This window comes from Parabacteroides sp. AM58-2XD (genome assembly GCF_003463685.1).
In the GTDB taxonomy this organism is placed as follows: Bacteria; Bacteroidota; Bacteroidia; order Bacteroidales; family Tannerellaceae; genus Parabacteroides; species Parabacteroides segnis.
The window spans coordinates 1-20800 of the sequence record NZ_QSDP01000061.1 but is presented as its reverse complement, the minus strand read 5'-3'; the positions used below and the strand labels follow the sequence as shown (position 1 = coordinate 20800).

Here is a 20800-nt window from a genome sequence, read left to right as displayed (position 1 = left end):
CAGTATGAGACTTGTTCAGATTTTATTGTTATTCTCATTGAATTTATTTTTATCTGGTTGCGATAGCGATGATCATAAAAATAGTCTTAACTTTAGTGCAGCCTCTCTAAAACAAACACAGTGGAAAGGTACATTCGATGAATCTTACATAGCATCGTTTGGGGAGCCTGTATCAACAACTGCAAATGCTGGGATTTTCTTTGAGTCAGAAACCAAGGGACGATATAGTCTGAAATGGGAAACTATGGATCAACCGACTGAGAGTACCTTTGAGTATCGCATTGAGGAAAAAGTTTTAATTGTTGAAAATGGAGGGGTTTTAAACGGTCATTGGTTGCTGATTCAATCAGATAAGGATACAATGGGATTGGAAAAAGGAACAAATGGAGAGGGGGCTTATAAAGGTATTTTGACTTTGAAGAGAGTTTCTTAAATCTCTAATCGGATCATAATGTGTCAGATTTGTATGTAAATAACATAATTTTAAAAGTGTAAATCAAATAATGAAATTGATCCTACTGTTATTACAGTTTATCTCGTATAATCTATAAGATTAATACATTTTATTCTAATATAATTATAAATATCTACAATTATGAAGAGAGGCTTAATTTATTTATCGGTAGCATTAATAGGACTCCTTATGTGCCAATGCGAATTTAATACAACTGAATCTCCTAAAACAGAAAATTCAGAAGTAACAACAGAGATCAATGCGGAAATATTGACGATTGATCAGAAAAAGAATGATGAGATAAACCAGAAAAACCAAGAATCATGGCGGGAAGCTAAGAAACTCCAGTTTGCTGATTCTGACTTTTTACAAACAAAACAGCAGATGTCAGATGATGCCATTGCACCCTATGATTACCATACTGGTCTTGTTGGAGATAAAGCATATAATAATATTGTTTATATGAAGGCTTTGGAAAGAGTAAAAAAACATTTGTCAGTAGTGGATGGCCGGCTTGTTCCAAAGTTGAAATCAGGGGCGGAAATCAGAATAGCAGAAGATTTGTATAAATTTATACTCAATGTTATTGATTCTTGGAATCAATGGATAAAAGAAGGTAAATTTGAAATTATAAAAACAGATAATGGATATGATATAGCGCCTGTTATTGATGATAAAATGCAGCCTTTATCTTATGCAAAAGATCTTACACGAATGGGACATAGTGAACGCTGGACTGCCATAAAAGAAGTTGTCGATAGGGCTCCGGCAGGAACATATATACATGAACATTTTTTATTAAGCTTTGGAACAAGTACCCTTTATGGAGAGTATACTGGAACAGATTCTAAAAAAAGAAGATACTCTGTTTCCGATGGCTGTGGTACATGGGGAGAATCAGATCCTAATTGTATATATAACTATATTGCATATGATGCTGATATTAATGATTCGCAATTTTATATTTATAGCTTAAGAAACTCAAATCATCAAAGCCTTGCAAGTTATCAATTACAAAAATAGTATAATCGTACAATTATTCCATAGAGAGATAGGGCGTCTGGTTTTCGACGCCCTTCTTTTGCCTCAGTTATGGTTTACTACTAGATATGCCATAAATAGGAGGTAGATATCGTTCTGATTGTTATGTCATCTTTTTTTGTCATTCTTGAATAATAAAATGTTTATAGATGATGACCTGCTGTATTGCCGAATGAGAATCTCTTAAAAATACGAAACGTTCTCATAATTCAGGCATTATCTGTCCGGGAATTCTAACATTGGTGTATCTTTGCTCCGGAACGAATGAAAGATAAGGTTTGTGGGTGGAAGTAAGAAAAGTATTAATTTAAGAAAATACGATTATGGATACTCTGAATTTAAAATTTCGTTTATTGCTTTTATTGGTTACGGTAGGTACTGTTTTAGGTTCATGCGCATATGATGACGATGAAAAGATGTACTCTTCGAGAAGTTATGATGAGACTTATGCATTGCTGCGTCCTTATATAATCGTGAATGAATATGATGAGTTTGAGCTTAGTGCAACCAAGGAGGTTACCGATCCGTTGAGAATTTATCCGGGGCATATTGCAAGACTAAAAGGTGATTTGCATAGTATAAATCTACAAACGAAAAAAGCATTGAACGATTACCAATGTTCGCAGGTTCTGATGGTTACGGAACTCCAGGGCGTCCTGGTTAAGAAAACAGCTTTTAACCTTACATATGAGATTGGTTCGAATGATCCGGGTCTGATAGCCACGCGGGCCGATGCTTCTATGGTTATTGATTCCGAAGAGGGGGGAAGTGCCTCTTTCACCGGTGGAACTCAGGTAAGGACAGATATTTCCATTTCTCCGGGTCGGAATTCTCCCTATGTGTTGACTTTTGATTGCAGTACCGGGAAGCTAAGTAATGATCAGGATTATATTTATTGGGTGGGTACAGTCGGTACGACACTTACAAACTGGTGGCATGCCAATAACCCCAACGGAAATAATACTCAGTGGAGCTTCAATGCGAATGGTTTAAGCAATGGAGCTCGCGGACATGTCTCTTTCCAATGGTGATAAAATCGCACTCACCTCGGTCTTTGTAATAGAATATGTGTTTGTATCATTATTAAGTTATCAAACATAACTTATACAGGATGATATTTTCTGATGTTTATAAGTTATGACTGATAAAATTGCTATATTTGTTTCGTTTATCAAGTATGACTTATAAAATTATGAAGATAATTGAACGACCTGTTTATAGCAAACGGATAAAACCTTTTATCGGATTTTTTGAAGAAAGAGGATTTATAAAATAGTCTAATCAAAAGAGTAAGACCGAAAATGTGATTTTAGTAGTGCGAAATTTTCGAGTGTGGAAGAATATTCTTACATTTGAAGAAATATTTTCGAGTATGGAAGAAAATTTCGCATTGTTGGCAAAGTATAATTTTTGGAATGGGAATGTTCCTGAATTAGGTTTTATACGGGTTGGTTATACGGATAAAATTTTTGATTATATAGGAAATAGGTTAGTCAAAGTGCTTGTCGGTCAACGTCGTGCTGGTAAAAGCTATATACTTAGGCAAATTGCTTACAGATTGGTTCAGGACGGTATTAATCCTCAGAATATATTTTATATCAATAAAGAGTTTACGGATTTTGATTGCGTAAAAGATTATCATGATCTGGAAATCTTGTTGAAACAATATAAAGAAGCATTAAAACCTGTAGGAAAAGTCTGGTTGTTTATTGATGAGATACAAAATGTTACAGGATGGGAGCATTTTGTGAATTCTTATTCTCAGAATTTTGCTGATAATTATGAAATCTTTATAAGTGGTTCTAATTCAAAGATGTTATCAGGAGAACTTGCCACTCTTTTGTCCGGACGATATGTGAATTTTGAGATATTTCCGTTTAGTTATCAGGAATATATCGGGATAACCGGAAAAGACGATCACAGGCAAAGTTATTTAGACTATATGGAAAGTGGGGCGTTACCTGAATTATTTATCTTACCTAACAATGAGACGAGGCGTAATTATGTTGCGGCAATTAAAGATACCGTATTATTAAGGGATATTATACAACGAAATAGCATAAAGGACCCTAAGTTATTGGAAGATATTTTTATATATCTTGTGAACAATGCCTCTAACCTGATTTCGATAACCAATATTTTGAATTTCTTTAAAAGCAAGAAGCGGAAAACAACCTATGATACTATTTCTAACTATATTGGCTATATAGAAGATACGTTTCTTATTCATAAAGTTGAACGTTATGATATAAGAGGAAAGGAGACGATTTCCGGCAATTGCAAATATTACATTAATGACCTTGCTTATAAAAATTATCTTTATCCGGGTTTTGCCTACGGAATCGGTTATAAGCTGGAAAATCTTGTCTATTTACAATTGCGGCGTTCCGGATATGATGTGTATGTCGGTGCTATGCGGGATAAAGAAGTTGATTTTGTCGCTATGAAAGGGGATCATATTCTTTATTTGCAAAGTACCTACTTGTTGTCAGATGAGCAAACGGTCCGTCGTGAATATGCGCCTTTGGAAGCAATTCAGGATAATTATGATAAGTATGTAGTTTCTTTTGATGAGATTTCGTATCCTTCCAATAAGGGCATAAAACATATTCAAGCCTGGAAACTGGCAGAGGTAATCTGATCAAAGTAACCGATGAAAAGGCGGTTTTTGCTATATGACATCCGTGTCATATTATTGTCATCTTCAGTCAGCTAAAAATCAGACTTTTTTTAATATAATTCTAATCTCTTCAATACAATTTATGGAGTATTAAGGCGTTGGTATTAAACGTAAATGCTTACCTTTGCGGCCGACTGTCCGTGTGAGGATGGCGTAATTTGACAACTAATTATCACACTTTATACAAACATGAGAAAGTATAAACTAATCAACAACGTGTTGGGATGGATCGTTTTTCTGATCGCTTCAACCGTTTATTTGATGACTATCGAACCCACTGCCAGTTTCTGGGATTGTGGTGAGTTCATCTCTTCTGCTTTTAAACTGGAAGTTGGGCATCCGCCCGGAGCACCGTTCTTTATGTTGACGGCCAACCTGTTCACGCAGCTGGCGTCGGATACTTCCACAGTGGCTAAAATGGTCAATTCGATGTCGGCACTCTTTAGCGGGCTGACAATCCTGTTCCTGTTCTGGAGTATCACACACCTGGCCCGTAAGATCATGGTGGACGATGAGAGTGAAATCTCATTGGGTCAGATGATCACAATTATGGGTAGCGGTCTGGTAGGAGCATTGGCCTATACATTTAGCGATACATTCTGGTTCAGTGCCGTGGAAGGTGAAGTATATGCTTATTCTTCTCTGTTTACTGCATTGGTTTTCTGGCTGATCCTGAAGTGGGAAGAGGCGGCTGACCGTCCGCATGCCGACCGCTGGATCGTACTGATCGCTTACCTGATGGGGTTGAGTATCGGTGTCCACCTGTTGAACTTGCTTTGTATCCCGGCTATCGTGCTGGTTTATTACTATAAGAAATTCCCGAATCCTACGATGAAGGACTATCTATGCGTTGCTGGTTTCGTTCGCAATTGTCGGACTGATGATGTATGGTGTCGTACAGGGATTGGTTGAAGTCTGCGGCTATTTCGAACTGTTGTTTGTCAATGTGTTGGGAATGCCTTACAATTCAGGTGTATTTGCCTATGTGATTGTATTGGCCGCTGTGCTGATCTGGTCTATCTGGGAAACGATGCGCGATGAAATTAACCCGGTACGCATGAAGGTGGCGTTTATCCTGTCTATCGTATTGGTGGGTGTGCCGTTTATCGGAAGCGGCTATGTGCTGGCGGTTATTCTGACAGGTGCCCTGACTGCTTATTTGTTTATGAGCAAGAAGGTGAATATCAAGATGCTGAATACCGTATTGGTTTGCCTGATGGTGATCGTTGTCGGTTATTCTTCTTATGCGCTGACGATGATCCGTGCGACGGCCGATACGCCGATGAACCAGAATGCACCGAGCGATATTTTCACTTTGCGTTCTTATCTGGCTCGTGAACAGTATGGTAAAACACCGTTGTTGTACGGACAGACGTTTGCTTCGGAAGTACAGCGTGAGAACCAGGGCGGTAACTGCGCTCCTGTAACCAAGGAAGGTGAAGCTGTATGGAGCCGTGTCATCAAGAAAGATCCGAGTGAAAAAGACAAATATTTTGTTTCGCGCCACGATGTTGAATATGAATATGTAGACGAACTGAATATGCTTTTCCCACGTATGTACAGCAATGTGGATGCGCATGTGGGAGCTTATAAGGAATGGTCGCAGTTTAAGGGGGAACCTGTGAAGTTCAACCGTTGTGGTGAGAACGTGACGGTGATGAAGCCGACGTTTGCCGAAAACCTGCGTTATTTCTTTGCCTATCAGCTGAACTTCATGTACTGGCGTTACTTCATGTGGAACTTCTCCGGCCGTCAGAATGATATCCAGGGAAATGGTGAAGTGATGAACGGAAACTGGATTACCGGTATCAAGGCAATCGACGAGGTGCTTGTAGGTCCGCAGGACAACATGCCTTCCGATATAGCTGACAATAAAGGACATAATGTATATTATATGTTGCCGCTCCTGCTCGGTATCCTGGGGCTTTTGTATCAGGCTTATTCCGGGCAGCGTGGTATCCAGAGTTTCTGGATCACTTTCTTCCTGTTCTTTATGACAGGTATCGCTATCGTGCTCTATCTGAACCAGACGCCGTATCAACCGCGTGAACGAGACTATGCGTATGCAGGCTCCTTCTATGCCTTCTGTATCTGGATCGGGTTCGGTGTCGCGGCCCTGGCGAAGCTGATGCAGAAATACGGCAAGTTGTCTCCGGTGGTGGCAGGTTCTGTTGCGACAGTACTGTGCCTGTTCGTGCCTATCCAGATGGCGGGTCAGAACTGGGACGACCATGACCGTTCGGGACGTTATGTTTGCCGTGATTTCGGTGCTAACTACCTGGAATCGTGCGAACCGAATGCCGTGATCTTTACCAATGGCGATAACGATACTTTCCCGTTATGGTATGCACAGGAAGTGGAGGGTATCCGTACCGATGTCCGTGTATGTAACACCAGTTATTTGCAGACAGATTGGTATATCGACCAGATGAAGAAACAGGCGTACGAATCGGCTCCGCTGCCTATTTCATGGGACCGTGCCGATTATATACAGGGTACACGCGATGCTGCCTATATTGTCCCGATGATGGATAAACCTATCGACCTGAGTACCGGGCTGAACTTTGTACGCAGCAATGATCCGAAATTCAAGAAGATACCTGGTTTCAATCAGGAACTCGACTATATCCCTTCGGAAACGCTTATCTATAAGGTGGATTCAGCGACAGCCGTTGCCAAAGGCCTGGCTACCGATTCGACCGGTTTATTGAAGGAAATGACAATCAGCCTGAAAGGCAAGACTGCTTTGGGCAAACAGGAACTGATGATCCTGGATATGTTGCAGACCAATAATTGGGAACGTCCTATTTATTATGCGATTACCGTAAATCCTGACCAGTTTGTCGGTCTGGACGGTTACTTCGAACAGACCGGTCTGGCTTACCAGATCGTTCCAAAGCAGGCGAATAAAGGCACCAACACGGAAAAGATGTACGACAACGTGATGAATAAGTTCAAATGGGGTGGCGTAGACAAACCGGGCGTTTACATCGACGAAAACGTGATGCGTATGTGTAAGAGCTACCGTATGGCATTGTTCAATAAGTTGGCTGAAGACCTGTTGAAGGAAGGTAAGAGTGAAAAAGCGCTGAATGTACTGAATAAATGTATGGAAGTACTGCCGCCGGAGAATGTTCCGTTGGATTATACCGCTCTTACGACAGGCGAATTGTATTATGCGCTCGACCAGGATGAAAAGGCAGAAGAGGTCTTTACCGGAATTGCAGAGAATGCAATGCGCAATATCGACTGGTTCTTCCGTCTGAGACCTTCTCAGCTGGCCTCTGTAACGAGAGAGTTGGAACATAACCTGGCTGTCATGAATCAAGTGTTGACGGTCAGCAAACATTATAATCCCGAATTCGCTGCTAAGTATCAGGAAGAGTTTGACAACTACCGGATGGCTTGGGGTTCGGTGCGTGGAAATAAATAACGTATGTTTATAGAACAACCGCCCTGGTTCTACAGGGTCCTGTTCCCAGGGGTAATCTGGCGGATACCGGCCAAGGAGAAGTGTGTATATCTCACCTTCGACGACGGCCCAATTCCCGAGGTTACCCCTTGGGTTTTGGATATACTCGACAAATATGGTGTGAAGGCTACCTTCTTCTGTGTAGGGGATAATGTCCGCAAACATCCGGATATCTATCAGATGGTGCTCGACCGCGGCCACCGGGTAGGGAACCATACTTACAATCATATCCAGGGACTTCAATACTGGACGAAGAATTATCTGGATAACATAGAGAAGGCTGCCGAATATATTCAGAGCGATTTATATCGTCCTCCCCACGGGCATATGCGTTTTCCGCAGGTTGTCGCCTTGCGCCGGAAGTACAAGATCATCATGTGGGACGTGGTGACCCGCGATTACAGTCCTCACATGACTCCGAACGGTGTCTTCAATGTGGTAAAGAACTATACCCGCAACGGCTCCGTCATTGTCTTCCACGACTCCCTGAAAGCCGAAACGAACATGCGCGAAGCCATGCCTCGCGCTATCGAGTGGTTGCAGAAGGAAGGGTATACTTTTAAAGTGTTTGAATAATCTGTCATGGCGGGCTTGACCCGCCATCTCATCCTACATGACATATTTGTTTAGGGTGAGATCCCGGATCGAGTCCGGGAGGACATAATTAATAAGCTGTGATAAAAAATATACATCAGTATTGGATATACATGTTAACCAATGAGCATGGAAATGTTTTATATACTGGCGTTACCAATAATTTGGAACGGCGGATAAGGGAACATAAAAGTGGTGAGATACCGGGTTTTACCAGTAAGTATAATTGTGTAAAACTTGTTTATTTTGAAGAGTTTAATAGTATAGATGAAGCTATAGCCCGAGAAAAACAGTTGAAAAATTGGAAAAGATGCTGGAAGAATGCACTTATTGTGGATATGAATCCAGAGTGGAAAGATTTAGCAGCAGATTGGGATATGTGTATTTGAGTAGGATGCGGTGGCGGGTCAAGCCCGCCATGACAGAATGTTGAAGTTTCTATTTAGTCGAGATGCATAGTTTATCCATATTAATAAAGAACAAAGCGAAGGAATTAGGCTTCGATGCCTGCGGAATAGCTGAAGTGGCTTCCGCAGACACCGAAGTTTTGTTTTTTGATCGGTGGATAGCCGAAGGATGTCATGCCGGCATGAAATATATGGAGAACTACCGTGATATCCGGCTCGATCCTGCGGGGTTGGTGGAAGGTGCCCGTTCCGTTATTTCCGTGGCCCTTAATTACTATCCGGCACAGAAGCAATCTCCCGGTTCCCCGCGCATTTCCTATTATGCTTATGGGAAGGACTATCATATCGTTGTGAAAGACAAACTCCGGCAGCTTTGGGAATACATAACAAGCCTTGTCCCCGTGCTTGACACGGGGCCGCAAGTGAGCAGGCCGTTTCGACCGGAAAATGAGGAGACCGGTTCCTCGGCGGCCCCGTGTCAAGCACGGGGACAGGCTGACTCTACCCTTCCTGTCGCCCGCTTCTTCACCGACTCTGCTCCCATTCTGGAGCGTTACTGGGCCTGGAAAGCCGGTCTTGGCTGGATTGGGAAGAATACCAACCTGATTATACCCGGTAAAGGCTCCTTTTTCTTTCTCGGAGAGATCGTCACAACCCTGGAACTGGATTACGACACCCCTCAGAAGAATCGTTGCGGTGCCTGCCGCCGTTGCCTCGATTTCTGTCCGACAGGTGCCCTGGAACGTCCCGGCCACCTGAACGCAAACAAGTGCATCTCTTACCTTACGATCGAGCATAAAGGCGATATCCCTTCCGAACAGGCTTCCCGCCTGGGCGACCGCCTCTACGGTTGCGACACCTGCCAGGAGGTCTGTCCCTGGAACCGCTTTGCCAGTCCTACCCGTGAAGTGGCTTTTTCTCCTTCACCGGCTTTCCTGTCTTTGAAAAAAGAAGACCTTCGCTGCTTTACCCGCGACGATTATAATCGTATCTTTGCCGGGTCGGCTGTGAAACGAGCCAAATATGAAGGACTGATAAGAACAATAAATAACAAAAAAGAATAAGCCATGAGAAGAACATTCAATCTTCTGCTTCTCTCTTTTCTCTGTACCCTGGCTGCCTTTGCCGCGCCGGGCGAACTGAAGGAGAAGCTTGCCGCCCTGAAAGGGATCACCAGTGTCGAACAACTGGAATCGGACGTCTATCCCGAAAAATATCTTGTACGTATCACCCAGCTTGTCGACCCTAAAAATCCGGAAGCCGGCACTTTCACCCAGCGTGTTGTTGTAGGCCATGTCGGTTTCGATCGCCCGACCGTTATTGTCACCGAAGGGTATGGTGGTGCTTATGCCTTGAACCCCAAATACGAGGAGGAACTGACCAAGCTGCTGAATGCCAACCTGGTCTTTGTGGAGTATCGTTATTTCCTGGAATCCACACCCGAACCCTGCAACTGGGATTATCTGACTGCCGAAAATTCCGCTTACGACCTGCATAACGTCAACCAGACTTTCAAGCAGCTTTATACCGGCAAATGGATCAGCACCGGTATCAGCAAAGGCGGCCAGACTACCATGCTTTACCGTGCCTTTTTCCCGGACGACGTGGACATCTCCGTCCCTTACGTCGGTCCGCTGTGCAAAGGCGTTGAAGACGGTCGCCACGAACCGTTCCTCCGTAAGGTCGGTACAAAACAGGAGCGCCGCAAGATAGAAGCGTTCCAGAAGGAGGTCTTGAAACGCAAAGAAGAGATTATCCCTTTGCTGGAGGCTTTTTCCAAAGAAAAGAACCTGGAATACCGTATCCCGATGCCCGAAGTACTCGATTATTGCGTGCTGGAGTATCCTTTTGCCTTATGGCAGTGGGGAACGTCCGTATCTGTTATTCCTTCCCTCCATTCCGATACCCCGACGCTGTTCAAACATCTGATGGATATCAGCAGTCCCGACTATTTTGCGGAGAACCAGCCTACTATTTCTTTCTTTGTTCAGGCCGCCCGCGAACTAGGTTATTACGGATATGACACGAAGCCGTTCAAGAAATACCTCACCATCGACAGTAGCAAAGGTTATCTGAGCCGCATCATGTTGCCCAAAGAGCTGGTCGGCAAGGTCGAGTTCCGCCCCGCCCTTTACCATAAGATTTATGATTTTCTGAAGGACAATGATCCGAAGATGATCTTTATTTACGGTGAAATCGACCCGTGGAGTGCAGCCCATGCTCCGGTTTTCAAAGGAAAGAAGAATGAACAGGTCTACTTCCAGCCCCGCGGTAGCCATCGTGCCCGCATCGGTAATATGCCTGAAGATATGAAGGAAAAGATCTTGACGCAGCTGAATCAGTGGCTGGCGGAATAACATAAACACTTTGTGTGTGTTTCCTATTGTAAAACTATTAATTGATAAATGATGAAAAAGAAGCTATTATTTCAACTTCTGTTTGTTGCGAGCGTATTTTTCGCAACATCTTGCTCCGATGATGATTCAGTAGAATTGGAGGATGTCACCACATTGAATATGCTCAATGAGGATAACGGAAAAACGTATCTGGGCAATTCGGATATTTATATCACGGATGAAAACAATTTCAGCGGCTCGTCGTGCCTGCTTGTGGAACTCGGTGGTGCAAACGGGATTGGAAAGGTTGTTCCTCCCAGGGTCGGAGACGGGCTCGTGCGGAAGGCGGCCGTGTTGCCGGGATGCCTTTACCAGGCCTTCAATCGCAATTCGATACTCGAATTTCCTTCCGGAAAACCTGCGATTGCTCTCGAAGCCTCTTATTACCAGTTTTATGTTGAATCTGAAATCGTGAAGGATATAGCGAATACGGGAACGGCTGTCAATGTGGGAGCCGTAGTCAAATATGCCCCCGTTTATCCCGATCCGCAGGGCTTGCCGGAATACGGCAGCGTGATCGGTGAGGTGAGTAACAGTGGTGATGTTGTGGAAATGGATTTTCCGAAAGATGTCGAGTTCTTATACTCAACTTCCGATGGATTTGAGATAACGACCGATGGTGGTAAATTGACAGTTACCTATTATTATTGGACCGATTCGAAAGAATACTCCATCTATGTGCGCCGCGGTAGTATCTTTACGGAAGTCATCATTCAAGTAGTATAATAAGGGAAAGAAAGTTTAAAACATTCCCTGCACCTTATATACAAACTCCATCCATACCCAATAGCGGATGGCTTTGCCCAGGAACATGGAGATGGCGACGATCCAGACGTTGGCGCGCAGGAAACCGAGCGCTACCGCGATAAAGTCGCCGATGCCGGGGAGGAAGACGAAGAAACCCATCCAGGAACCTTTACCGGCAATCCAGTCCTGTACCTTTTGCAGCTTTTTGGCATCCAGCTTGAGGTATTTCTCGATCCATTCCACTTTTCCCAGCATGCCGAGCCAGTAACAGCTCATGCCGCCCAGGAAGTTACCCAATGTGGCAGCGACCATGCAGGGCCAGTAGGCAGAACCAGCCAGTAAAACACCGGTCAGGACGACTTCGCTGCTGAAAGGCAGGATCGTCGCTGCGAGGAAAGAGGCGATGAACACCCCGATATATCCGTATTCTATAAGAAATTCCATAGGCGTAGAAACAAGAGAGCGATAAATAGAACAATGGTGGAATAGAAGGTCCAGAAAACTATCTTACCCCGCATGACGGTGAAGAAATGGGCGATCAGTATGGCAGAGGGGATACAGGCTGTCTCCAGAAACTCTTCCGATGCCTGCTCGTACAGGAAATAGAGCGCAAAGGCCCATACCGACATACAGATCAGGAAGGACAGGAACTGGCGTGTACGCAGCACATCTTCGTATTCGTGCGTGATGATGTTGATGGCGGATACAGCCGTCAGCATGGCGATGGCGATGATGCCGACCCAGTCTAGCAACCCGATGCCGGCAGCGGCCAGGATGCGTATCTTGAACAGCGTGGCAAACGGAATCGTGAACGGCGTGAAGTCGCGGAACCAGATACACCAGCCCAGCAGGAACCAGTAGACGGTACTTACACCGAGCAGGGAGGCTAGAAAGGTACGGATACTCAAGCTCCTGAAGTTATACATCCCTATCCAGAACAGAGGAATGAACCAGAGGATATGTATCCATAGCAGGCTTCCGATCCCGATCAGCAGAGAGGCATTGTAGGCTTTGCCCTTGGCACCGGGGTCGTGGTAAGATGTGAATAGCTGATAGATGGCCAGAATCAGGCAGAATACGCCGACTGAGGTGGATTTCAGCGGCAGAAAATCCGGGTTGGTACTGATGAACAGTACATAAAACAGGAAAGGTAACAACGTTTTCTCGCGGATCAGCACCAGGACATAGTTGGCACGGTGGAGCAGGAAGGCGCCCCCGAACATCAGCAGCATGCCGATAGCATAGGTGAAAGCCTTGCCGGGCAATACCTGGCAGATAGCATTCCACAGGGGCGGTGCCGTCACTTCTCCATACACCGGATAGCCGACCGAGTTCAGATAACTCACGATCCAGCAGGCGACACAGGCCATCAGGGTACAGGCAAAAGTTGCCGGTCCCGAAATGGTGTGTCTGCGAGAATAGCTGTATGTATTGTTCATTTACAAATCGAACCCGATGTCGCTTCGGAAATATTTCTTGTCGAACATGATGGTCTTTGCTCCGGCGAATGATTTGGCCAGGGCTTCTTCCTTATTGGCTCCGTAGGAGCTGACAGCGATGACACGTCCGCCGTTGGTCATGATCCGGTCGCTGGCGGAGACGGTGCCGGCGTGGAAGATGATGTTGTCGGAGGTGATGTCGTTCAGCCCGTAGATCAGTTTGCCTTTTTCGTAGGCTTCGGGATAACCGCCGCTTACCAGCATGACCGTAACGGCTGCACGCGGGTCTATTGTCAGGGTGCGCTTGTCGAGGTTACCTTCGGCCACGCCTTCCAGCAGGTCTACCAGGTCGCTCTGGATGCGGAGCATGACCACTTCCGTTTCCGGGTCGCCCATACGGCAGTTGTATTCGATTACCTTGGGATCGTTCTCATTGATAAGGCCCAGGAAGATGAAGCCTTTATAGTCGATACCTTCCGCTTTCAGACCTTCGATGGTCGGACGGATGATCTGTGTTTCTACTTTGGCCATATAAGCCTCGTCGGCAAATGGAACAGGGGAAACGGCACCCATACCGCCGGTGTTTAGGCCGGTATTGCCTTCGCCGATCCGTTTGTAGTCTTTGGCTACGGGGAGCACCTTATAGTTCGTACCGTCGGTCATGACGAATACCGAACATTCGATACCTGTCAGGAACTCTTCGATAACCACTGTCTTGCTGGCATCGCCGAACATACCGTTTAGCATGTCACCCAGTTCTTTTTTCGCTTCTTCCAGCGTTTCGAGGATGAGTACGCCTTTTCCGGCAGCCAGTCCGTCAGCTTTCAGCACGTAAGGGGCAGGCAGCGATTCGAGGAAGGCGTATCCTCGGCGATATTTTCGGCTGTGATGCTCTTGTAACGGGCGGTCGGTATGTTATGGCGCATCATGAATGCTTTGGCAAAGTCTTTGCTGCCTTCCAGCTGCGCACCGGCTTTGGACGGGCCGATCACGGGGATGCCGGCTAGCGAGGTGTCGTTTTTGAAGAAGTCGTAAACACCTTTTACCAGCGGGTCTTCCGGACCGACAACAACCATATTCACATCGTTGGCCAGTACAAAGTCTTTGATGGCGGCGAAATCGTCCGCCTTGATATATGCATTAGTTCCCACCTGTGCAGTACCTGCGTTGCCGGGGGCAATGAATAACTGATCTACTTTCGGACTTTGGGAAATCTTCCAGGCTATTGCATGTTCGCGGCCGCCGGAGCCTAATAGTAATATGTTCATATCGTCGTAATTTATTATTGTCTTTATAATTTATTATCGTTATAGTCTATTACTGTTGTTATACTGTAATATCTCACATGGCTTTAGCCTTAGTTCAATTGCCGTCTGCTTTAGCTGACGGTTTAAAAGCTGTTTTTTTTTGGCTTCAGCCACATTTCTCTTATTAATCAATAACTATAATCAGTAAGAAATGGGACTAAAGTCTAATGAATATATCTCCATTAACTATCCGTCAGCTGAAGCAGACGGCAAATAAACCTGTCAACTATCAACTACTACTTCAGATAGTCATCGAAATACCGTGTTATCTTCTCGTAGAGATGCGGGCGGTCTTTGCCTGTCACGTTGTGCTCGTGGCGGGGGTAGACGAAATAATCGGGATAGGTATCTGCATCCACGCAGGCTTTCAGGAAGCCCAGGCTATGTTGCCATACTACTACCGGGTCGATGTCGCCGTGTATCTGGAGGAGATGGCCTTTCAGGTTGCCTGCCTTCAGCTTCAGGTTGGCGTTCTTATACCCTTCCGGATTATCTTGCGGACGGTCCATATAACGCTCTCCATACATGATCTCGTAGTTGCTCCAGTCGATCACCGGACCGCCGGCAACACCGACTTTGAAAACATCGGGATGCGTCAGGATCAGGTTGGTCGTCATGAAGCCGCCGTAGCTCCATCCGTGCACACCGATACGGTCGGCATCCACGTAAGGAAGCGATTTCAGGTATTCCACGCCTTTCATCTGGTCGGCCATCTCGTTGACACCCAGGTTGCGGTGGATCACGCTTTCGAAAGCGAATCCCCGGTTAGATGTGCCGCGGTTGTCGACCGTGAAAACCACATAGCCGCGTTGTGCCATATAGATATCCCAGCCTCTTACGCCGTTCTGCCAGCCGCCCGTTACCAGTTGTGAGTGGGGGCCGCCGTAGACGTAGACGATGGTCGGGTATTTCTTGTTCTCATCCAGTCCGACAGGTTTGACCAGGCGGAAATGCAGGTCGGTTGTACCGTCGGCAGATTTTATGGTACCAGCTTCTATTTCCGGCAGTGTGTAGCCTTTGTATGGGTCCCGGGCGGTCAGGAGGTTTTTGATCTCCTTGCCGTCTTTGGTCCGGATCAGGTTGATGATGCGCGGGATTTTCGGAGCGTCGTAACTGTCGATCGCATATTTGCCGGAGGCGCTGACCGAAAGGTATGTACACTTTCCAGGGCGGCATTCGGTGTCAGCAGGGATGTCTCCCCCTTCTTCAGATTCAGCTTCCAGCCGTTTACATTCATCGGAGTGCCGTAATTGAACGAACTCCGTATGTGCGGTTGGGTGGAAGTGATAAACAGGTTCTCGCCTTTGGCGTCGAAACCGATTACCTGGGTGACTACCCATTCTCCCTGTGTCAGTTGTTTCAGTTGTTTACCGGTGGTGTCATACAGATACAGGTGGTTGTATCCGTCTTTCTGGCTTTGCCAGATGAATTTGCCGGGATCGTTCGGGAGGAAGAGTACAGGATATTGCGGTTCAACGTAATGTTCGTTCGTTTCTGTGAAAAGGACGGCTTCTTTCTTGCCGGTCAGGGCAGAATAGCGAACCAGGTTCATCTCATTCTGTTCGCGGTTCAGTTCGGCAATATAGATGCTCTTTTCATCCGGGCTCCAGGCGATGTTGGTAAGGAACTTTTCTTTCGGGGTTCCGGTTTCCAGCCAGACGGTTTCGCCTGTCGAGAGGTTGTACACACCGACTGTTACCTCATGGCTCTTCATGCCGGCCATCGGATATTTAACCGGTTCGGCTTTTGCCTGGCGGGCATCGATATTGACGATAGGATAGTCTGTGACCATGCTCTCGTCCATCCGGTAGAAAGCCAGGGCGGAACCTGCCGGTGACCAGAACAGTCCTTTGCTGATGCCGAATTCACGTTGATGGACTGCCTGTCCGCATACGATTCCATTTTTTGTTTCACGTGTAACAATGCTCGTCTGATTCTCCGGTGAAAGAATCTGTATGTTGTTTCCCACCGTGAATGCCAGACAGTTATTGGCCGGACAGAAGTTATAGTTCGATCCTTTGCTGTCCAGCTGATAATTGCCAATTATCTTGTTTTCGGCAAAATTGTAATGCAGGCGGTGGCCTTTACTGGTAAAAGCCAGTACCGGCTGGTCCTTATAGGGAACCGAAAATCCGGGCAGGCTGCCTACCGTCGGAAGTCCGGCTGCCGAAAGCGCCTCATTGAGTCGGCTGCGTGTAAAGGCAACCTGCTCTTTCTTTTCGGGTACGCCGCATATCATACTGTCTCCTTTGACATACAGGTAAGTGTCCCCACACCATTGTAGCTGTTTGAGACTGGCCGGGACGAACTTATTGTGTGTCTTCCCTCCCGGAAGCAGGTCGTGTAATGTGAGTTGTTTGTCCTGTGCCATCAGCGTCATGGATGTAGATAAAGCGAACACGCAAAGAACCAGGAAGTGTTTAATCTTCAAAGTCATCGTTGTCTTCTCTTCTGAATGGTTTCTTGAATGGACGGCCTTCTCCGCGTTTTCTGTCTCCGAAGTTCTTTCTGTTTTTAGAGAACCTGTCGTCTTCGTCTTTGTAACGCATTTTGACGGGGCGTTTTTCACCGGCTTTGTGCAAAATCGGACGAACCGGGCGTTCACCACGTTCGCCTCCGAACTGTTTGCGGGCAGGACGGCCGTCACCGCGTTCTTCACCGAAGAAACGTTTTCCCGGTGCTGCGGATGTACGTTCGTTTTCGTCTTCACTGTGAGCAGCGGCGAAACGACGGTCGGGGCGGTCCATGCGGTCGGTCTTGAAGTTCGGGCGACCTGCAGGACGGGTGTCATATCTTTTTTCAGGGAACGAGGGCCTTGGGCGTGAGGCGGAATCTTCCGTTCTTTCCGCGCCTTCCTCGTTCAATGCTTTCTTATAGTCTTTGTTCTTTCCTTCAAATATTTCGTAACAACGGTATTCGCAGTCGAGCGAGCCGTTGATCAGCTTCATCCGTTCGCTGGGACGCAGGCCGATCTTGTCGAAGCATTCGTCTTTGTAGCTGAGTATCCATACTTTATATCCGGTAAACACATGTTTGACGCGTTCGCCGATCATATTATAAAGTCCCAGCAGGTCGCGGGAGGAGATACGTTCGCCATAAGGCGGGTTGGTTACCAGAATACCCGGTTGCGGTGCTTCCGTATATTGCTGGAAAGGCATCGTTTTCAGTTCGACGTATTTGGCCAGGCCTGCGCTACGGATATTCTTCTGGGCGATCTCGATAGCGGCCGGGTTGATATCCGAACCGTAGCATTTGAAAGTGAATTCGCGTTCCTGGCTTTCGTCGTTATAGATGCGGTCGAACAGTTCCTGGTCGAAGTCGATCCATTTCTCGAAAGCGAACTCCTTGCGGTGGATACCCGGGGCGATGTTCAGGGCGATCATAGCCGCTTCGATCAGTAGCGTACCGGAACCGCACATCGGGTCGACGAAATTGGATTCGCCTTTCCAGCCTGTCTTCAGGATCATACCGGCAGCCAGCACTTCGTTCAGCGGTGCTCGGTCTGTTCCACGCGGTATCCGCGTTTGTGAAGGCTCTCGCCCGAACTGTCGATAGACAAGGTACAGTCGTTGTGCGAGATATGTATATTGATGTATAAGTCGGGATTGTTCACACGTACGGAAGGACGTTTGTTGTGCTTCTCCATAAAGTAGTCAACGATCGCATCTTTTGTACGGTAAGCCACGAATTTAGAGTGATTGAAATCTTCTGAATAGATCACGGAGTCGATCGCGAACGTCTTGTCCAGTGACATATAGTTTTCCCATACGACCTTTTTCACTTCCTTATAAACCGTATCGGCATCTTTTGCCTTGAAATGATAGATCGGTTTCAGGATGCGTAAGGCGGTGCGGCAACAGAAGTTGGCTCTGTAAAGCACTTCTTTATCTCCTGTGAAGGATACCATCCGGCGACCAATTTCTATATCGTTGGCGCCTATAGCTAATAACTCACCGGCCAGTATTTCTTCTAACCCGTACAGGGTTTTGGCCACCATTTCAAATGTCTCGTTATTCATTTGCGTGCGTTGTAAGAAAAGATATTTATTTAGTTACTTTATTTTGTGTAATGACAGCACCGGGGGGAACATCTCCGGTGATCCAGACGTTGCCGCATATCGTGGCACCTTTACCGATCCGTATTTTCCCCAATAGCGTCGCGTTGGAGTAGACGGTCACATTGTCTTCCAGGATGGGATGGCGGGGGACACCGCGGATCGCGTTCCCGTTCTCATCGGGTGGCAGCTTCTCTCCGGCAAGGCTGACACCCTGGAAGATGCGTACGTTATTCCCGATCACACTGGTTTCGCCGATCACGGTACCCGTACCGTGGTCGATAGAGAAATAATGTCCTATCTGAGCTCCCGGATGAATGTCGATACCGGTTTCGGAATGAGCCATTTCGGTGATCATCCGGGGTATAAAAGGAACGCCCAACTTATAAAGCTGGTGCGCTATACGATAATTGCCTATTGCCCGGAAGCCCGGGTAACAGAAGATAACTTCATTGATGTTTTGTGCTGCCGGATCGCCGTTGTAGGCGGCTTCGGCATCGGTGGCAAGCAGACAGCGCATTTCCGGCAGTGTGGAAATGAATGCTTCGGAAAGTTTTTTTGCCTGGCTGAGGATCTGCTCTTCCGCACAGGAAGTACAGTTGGTGTCGGCCAGGCAAAGGCCCGCATAGATTTGACGGCTGAGCAGCTCGTGCAACTTTTCAATATTGACCCCGGTATGGAAACGGATCGTCTGTGTACTGATCCGCGCATTCCCGTAATAGCCTGGAAACAGGATTGCACGGCACAAGTCGATGATCTCCTCCAGTACTTCACCTGAAGGCAATGCCTCTTCATCGCGGTAGGCATGAAACAGTTGTTTGTATGAACATTCGTCCGACAGCTTTTCTACTGTTTCATTCAATACCTTGCTATGCTTTTGCAATCCCATTATTTTGAAAGTCTTATTTTGGGCAAAAGTACATTAAATATCTGATATATGTGTACTTTTTAATATGTTAAACTGCTTTGAAGTGCGTTTCAGGCGGCCGTTGATCAGTAAAGAAGTCGGAGAATGTCACCTTGAAGATGAGGAAACCGTCACGGGTGTAATCACATGAATAGGTTTCTGTCCATAAGATACTGTTATCCTTTGCATCTCTTCGGTGTACGGGATTTGGCAGTGCTGTTTGTGCTTCTGCATCATCATCAAAATCCAAATACATATAGGTCGTTATTAACCCCTTGCGATAAGTATCTGTATACAAGCTCATATCCTGATCGTCAATCCTGTATTCATAGATATAAATCGGATCCTTATTCTCGTTGTAGACCAATTCCCAATCACTCGATTTGACTTTTATATCCTCCTTTATCCACCATTCGGTAATACCGCCATCTTGTCCCGGAGGTCCCATCGGTCCTTCGCATGAAGCGAACAGGAACACCATTAAAAATATTGCTAACAGATTCTTCATAAATTTATTCTCTTAAATGTTTAGTATTTCTTGTGCGGTGCCCCGAACTCTTTGCATGTTACTTCATCGAGGTCTACCAGCCATATTTTTACGTTTTTCACAGCCGGGTCGGAATAACGGAATTCCTTGTTCGAATACTGTTTCATAATTATATCCAGCGCTTCCGTTTTCTTGTCGAAGTCTTCTTCAAACCGCACTTCGCCCCATGCGATAACGCTTTTGGAACGCATACGGTAACTGCAAGCCACCTCGGGATGCTGGAATACCAGATCATGGTCGGTGCTGAAGGTGATGCAAACCTTCGGGTTACGTTCCAGGATTGAGATACTTCGGCCTTCCTGCGCTGAATGTAAATGGATAACACCGTTCCGATAGCCAAAGTTCATGGGAATAACGTAAGGCGTACCATCCGTATCAGCCAGTCCGACGAAACAGACATCGCAACTGCGGATAATTTCCTCGATATGTTCTTTCTCTGTATGTACCAGTGTCTTCATTACTATTTTTAATTATGCTTTTGCAAACATAGTAAAAAAGTTCAACTTCTCGGACTTACTTCTGCGACTAATTCTTTCTTTTTTAAATATAAATGAGAATAACAGTCCCCCCAAGATCGTTCATGACTAAAAATTAGACTTCTTAATTGGCAAATAGCTAGAAAAAATTGAGCTATCCAACTGTCAAAGTGACTCATCTGTTACAGGTTCATTTGCCGTCTGCTTTAGCTGACGGTTTATAAGCAGGTTCTTTTTTGGCTTTAGCCACATTTCTCTCAGATAGAAAGCTTTAAGAAA

General features: G+C 45.9%; 14 protein-coding genes and 4 pseudogenes. 10 read left to right on the top strand and 8 right to left on the bottom strand.

From position 1 onward, the window contains the following. The first annotated feature begins 4 nt into the window (after positions 1 to 4). The 10 genes and pseudogenes from DXA15_RS15315 to DXA15_RS15270 all read left to right on the top strand — a co-directional run bounded on the left by DXA15_RS15315 (position 5) and on the right by DXA15_RS15270 (position 11770). Positions 5 to 433, top strand: a complete 429-nt coding sequence (locus tag DXA15_RS15315; RefSeq protein WP_128134579.1) for a hypothetical protein — start codon at positions 5 to 7, stop codon at positions 431 to 433. 162 nt (positions 434 to 595) lie between these two features. Continuing rightward, a complete protein-coding gene (locus DXA15_RS15310) occupies positions 596 to 1477 on the top strand; it encodes a hypothetical protein (RefSeq protein WP_128134578.1) in 882 nt (293 codons plus the stop codon). 341 nt (positions 1478 to 1818) lie between these two features. Further along, on the top strand, positions 1819 to 2526 hold the full coding sequence (locus tag DXA15_RS15305; protein WP_128134577.1) for a hypothetical protein: 708 nt from the start codon (positions 1819 to 1821) through the stop codon (positions 2524 to 2526). A gap of 341 nt (positions 2527 to 2867) precedes the next feature. Next, positions 2868 to 4136 carry an ATP-binding protein gene (locus DXA15_RS15300; RefSeq protein WP_048317821.1) on the top strand — a complete coding sequence of 423 codons (1269 nt, stop codon included), beginning with the start codon at positions 2868 to 2870 and terminating at the stop codon, positions 4134 to 4136. 228 nt (positions 4137 to 4364) lie between these two features. Beyond that, positions 4365 to 7608, top strand: a pseudogene (locus DXA15_RS15295) (DUF2723 domain-containing protein). A 3-nt stretch (positions 7609 to 7611) separates the two neighbouring features. Continuing rightward, complete coding sequence (locus tag DXA15_RS15290) at positions 7612 to 8223, top strand: polysaccharide deacetylase family protein (RefSeq protein WP_128134576.1); 612 nt, start codon at positions 7612 to 7614, stop codon at positions 8221 to 8223. Positions 8224 to 8321: 98 nt separating this feature from the next. Beyond that, entirely contained in the window at positions 8322 to 8630 is a 309-nt protein-coding gene (locus tag DXA15_RS15285; protein WP_233567318.1) for a GIY-YIG nuclease family protein, read from the top strand. 62 nt (positions 8631 to 8692) lie between these two features. Then, positions 8693 to 9712 carry a tRNA epoxyqueuosine(34) reductase QueG gene (queG, locus tag DXA15_RS15280; RefSeq protein WP_128134575.1) on the top strand — a complete coding sequence of 340 codons (1020 nt, stop codon included), beginning with the start codon at positions 8693 to 8695 and terminating at the stop codon, positions 9710 to 9712. 3 nt (positions 9713 to 9715) lie between these two features. Continuing rightward, entirely contained in the window at positions 9716 to 11005 is a 1290-nt protein-coding gene (locus DXA15_RS15275) for a S28 family serine protease (protein ID WP_128134574.1), read from the top strand. A 51-nt stretch (positions 11006 to 11056) separates the two neighbouring features. Further along, on the top strand, positions 11057 to 11770 hold the full coding sequence (locus tag DXA15_RS15270; RefSeq protein WP_233567317.1) for a DUF5036 family protein: 714 nt from the start codon (positions 11057 to 11059) through the stop codon (positions 11768 to 11770). A 15-nt stretch (positions 11771 to 11785) separates the two neighbouring features. Here DXA15_RS15270 and DXA15_RS15265 read toward each other — a convergent pair whose 3' ends face one another. The 8 genes and pseudogenes from DXA15_RS15265 to DXA15_RS15230 form a co-directional block, all read right to left on the bottom strand. Continuing rightward, the gene (locus tag DXA15_RS15265) at positions 11786 to 12235 is read right to left on the bottom strand and encodes a YqaA family protein (RefSeq protein ID WP_010801064.1); all 450 of its coding nucleotides are present in this window, start codon (positions 12233 to 12235) and stop codon (positions 11786 to 11788) included. Next, a complete protein-coding gene (locus DXA15_RS15260) occupies positions 12220 to 13230 on the bottom strand; it encodes a hypothetical protein (protein ID WP_128134572.1) in 1011 nt (336 codons plus the stop codon). The genes DXA15_RS15265 and DXA15_RS15260 overlap by 16 nt, the downstream gene beginning before the upstream one ends. Then, a pseudogene (gene purD / locus DXA15_RS15255) lies at positions 13231 to 14498 on the bottom strand (phosphoribosylamine--glycine ligase). 275 nt (positions 14499 to 14773) lie between these two features. Beyond that, positions 14774 to 16974 (bottom strand): annotated as a pseudogene (locus DXA15_RS15250) (DPP IV N-terminal domain-containing protein). Then, positions 16958 to 18534: pseudogene (locus tag DXA15_RS15245) on the bottom strand (class I SAM-dependent RNA methyltransferase). The pseudogenes DXA15_RS15250 and DXA15_RS15245 overlap by 17 nt, the downstream one beginning before the upstream one ends. A gap of 46 nt (positions 18535 to 18580) precedes the next feature. Next, positions 18581 to 19480: a serine O-acetyltransferase gene (locus DXA15_RS15240; protein ID WP_128134571.1), complete on the bottom strand. Its 900-nt coding sequence runs from the start codon at positions 19478 to 19480 to the stop codon at positions 18581 to 18583. A gap of 67 nt (positions 19481 to 19547) precedes the next feature. After that, positions 19548 to 20006 (bottom strand): hypothetical protein, encoded by a 459-nt coding sequence (locus DXA15_RS15235; protein ID WP_128134570.1) that lies wholly within the window; start codon positions 20004 to 20006, stop codon positions 19548 to 19550. A gap of 20 nt (positions 20007 to 20026) precedes the next feature. Then, positions 20027 to 20503, bottom strand: coding sequence for a pyridoxamine 5'-phosphate oxidase family protein (locus DXA15_RS15230; protein WP_128134569.1), 477 nt, complete (start codon positions 20501 to 20503; stop codon positions 20027 to 20029). Positions 20504 to 20800: the final 297 nt, after the last annotated feature.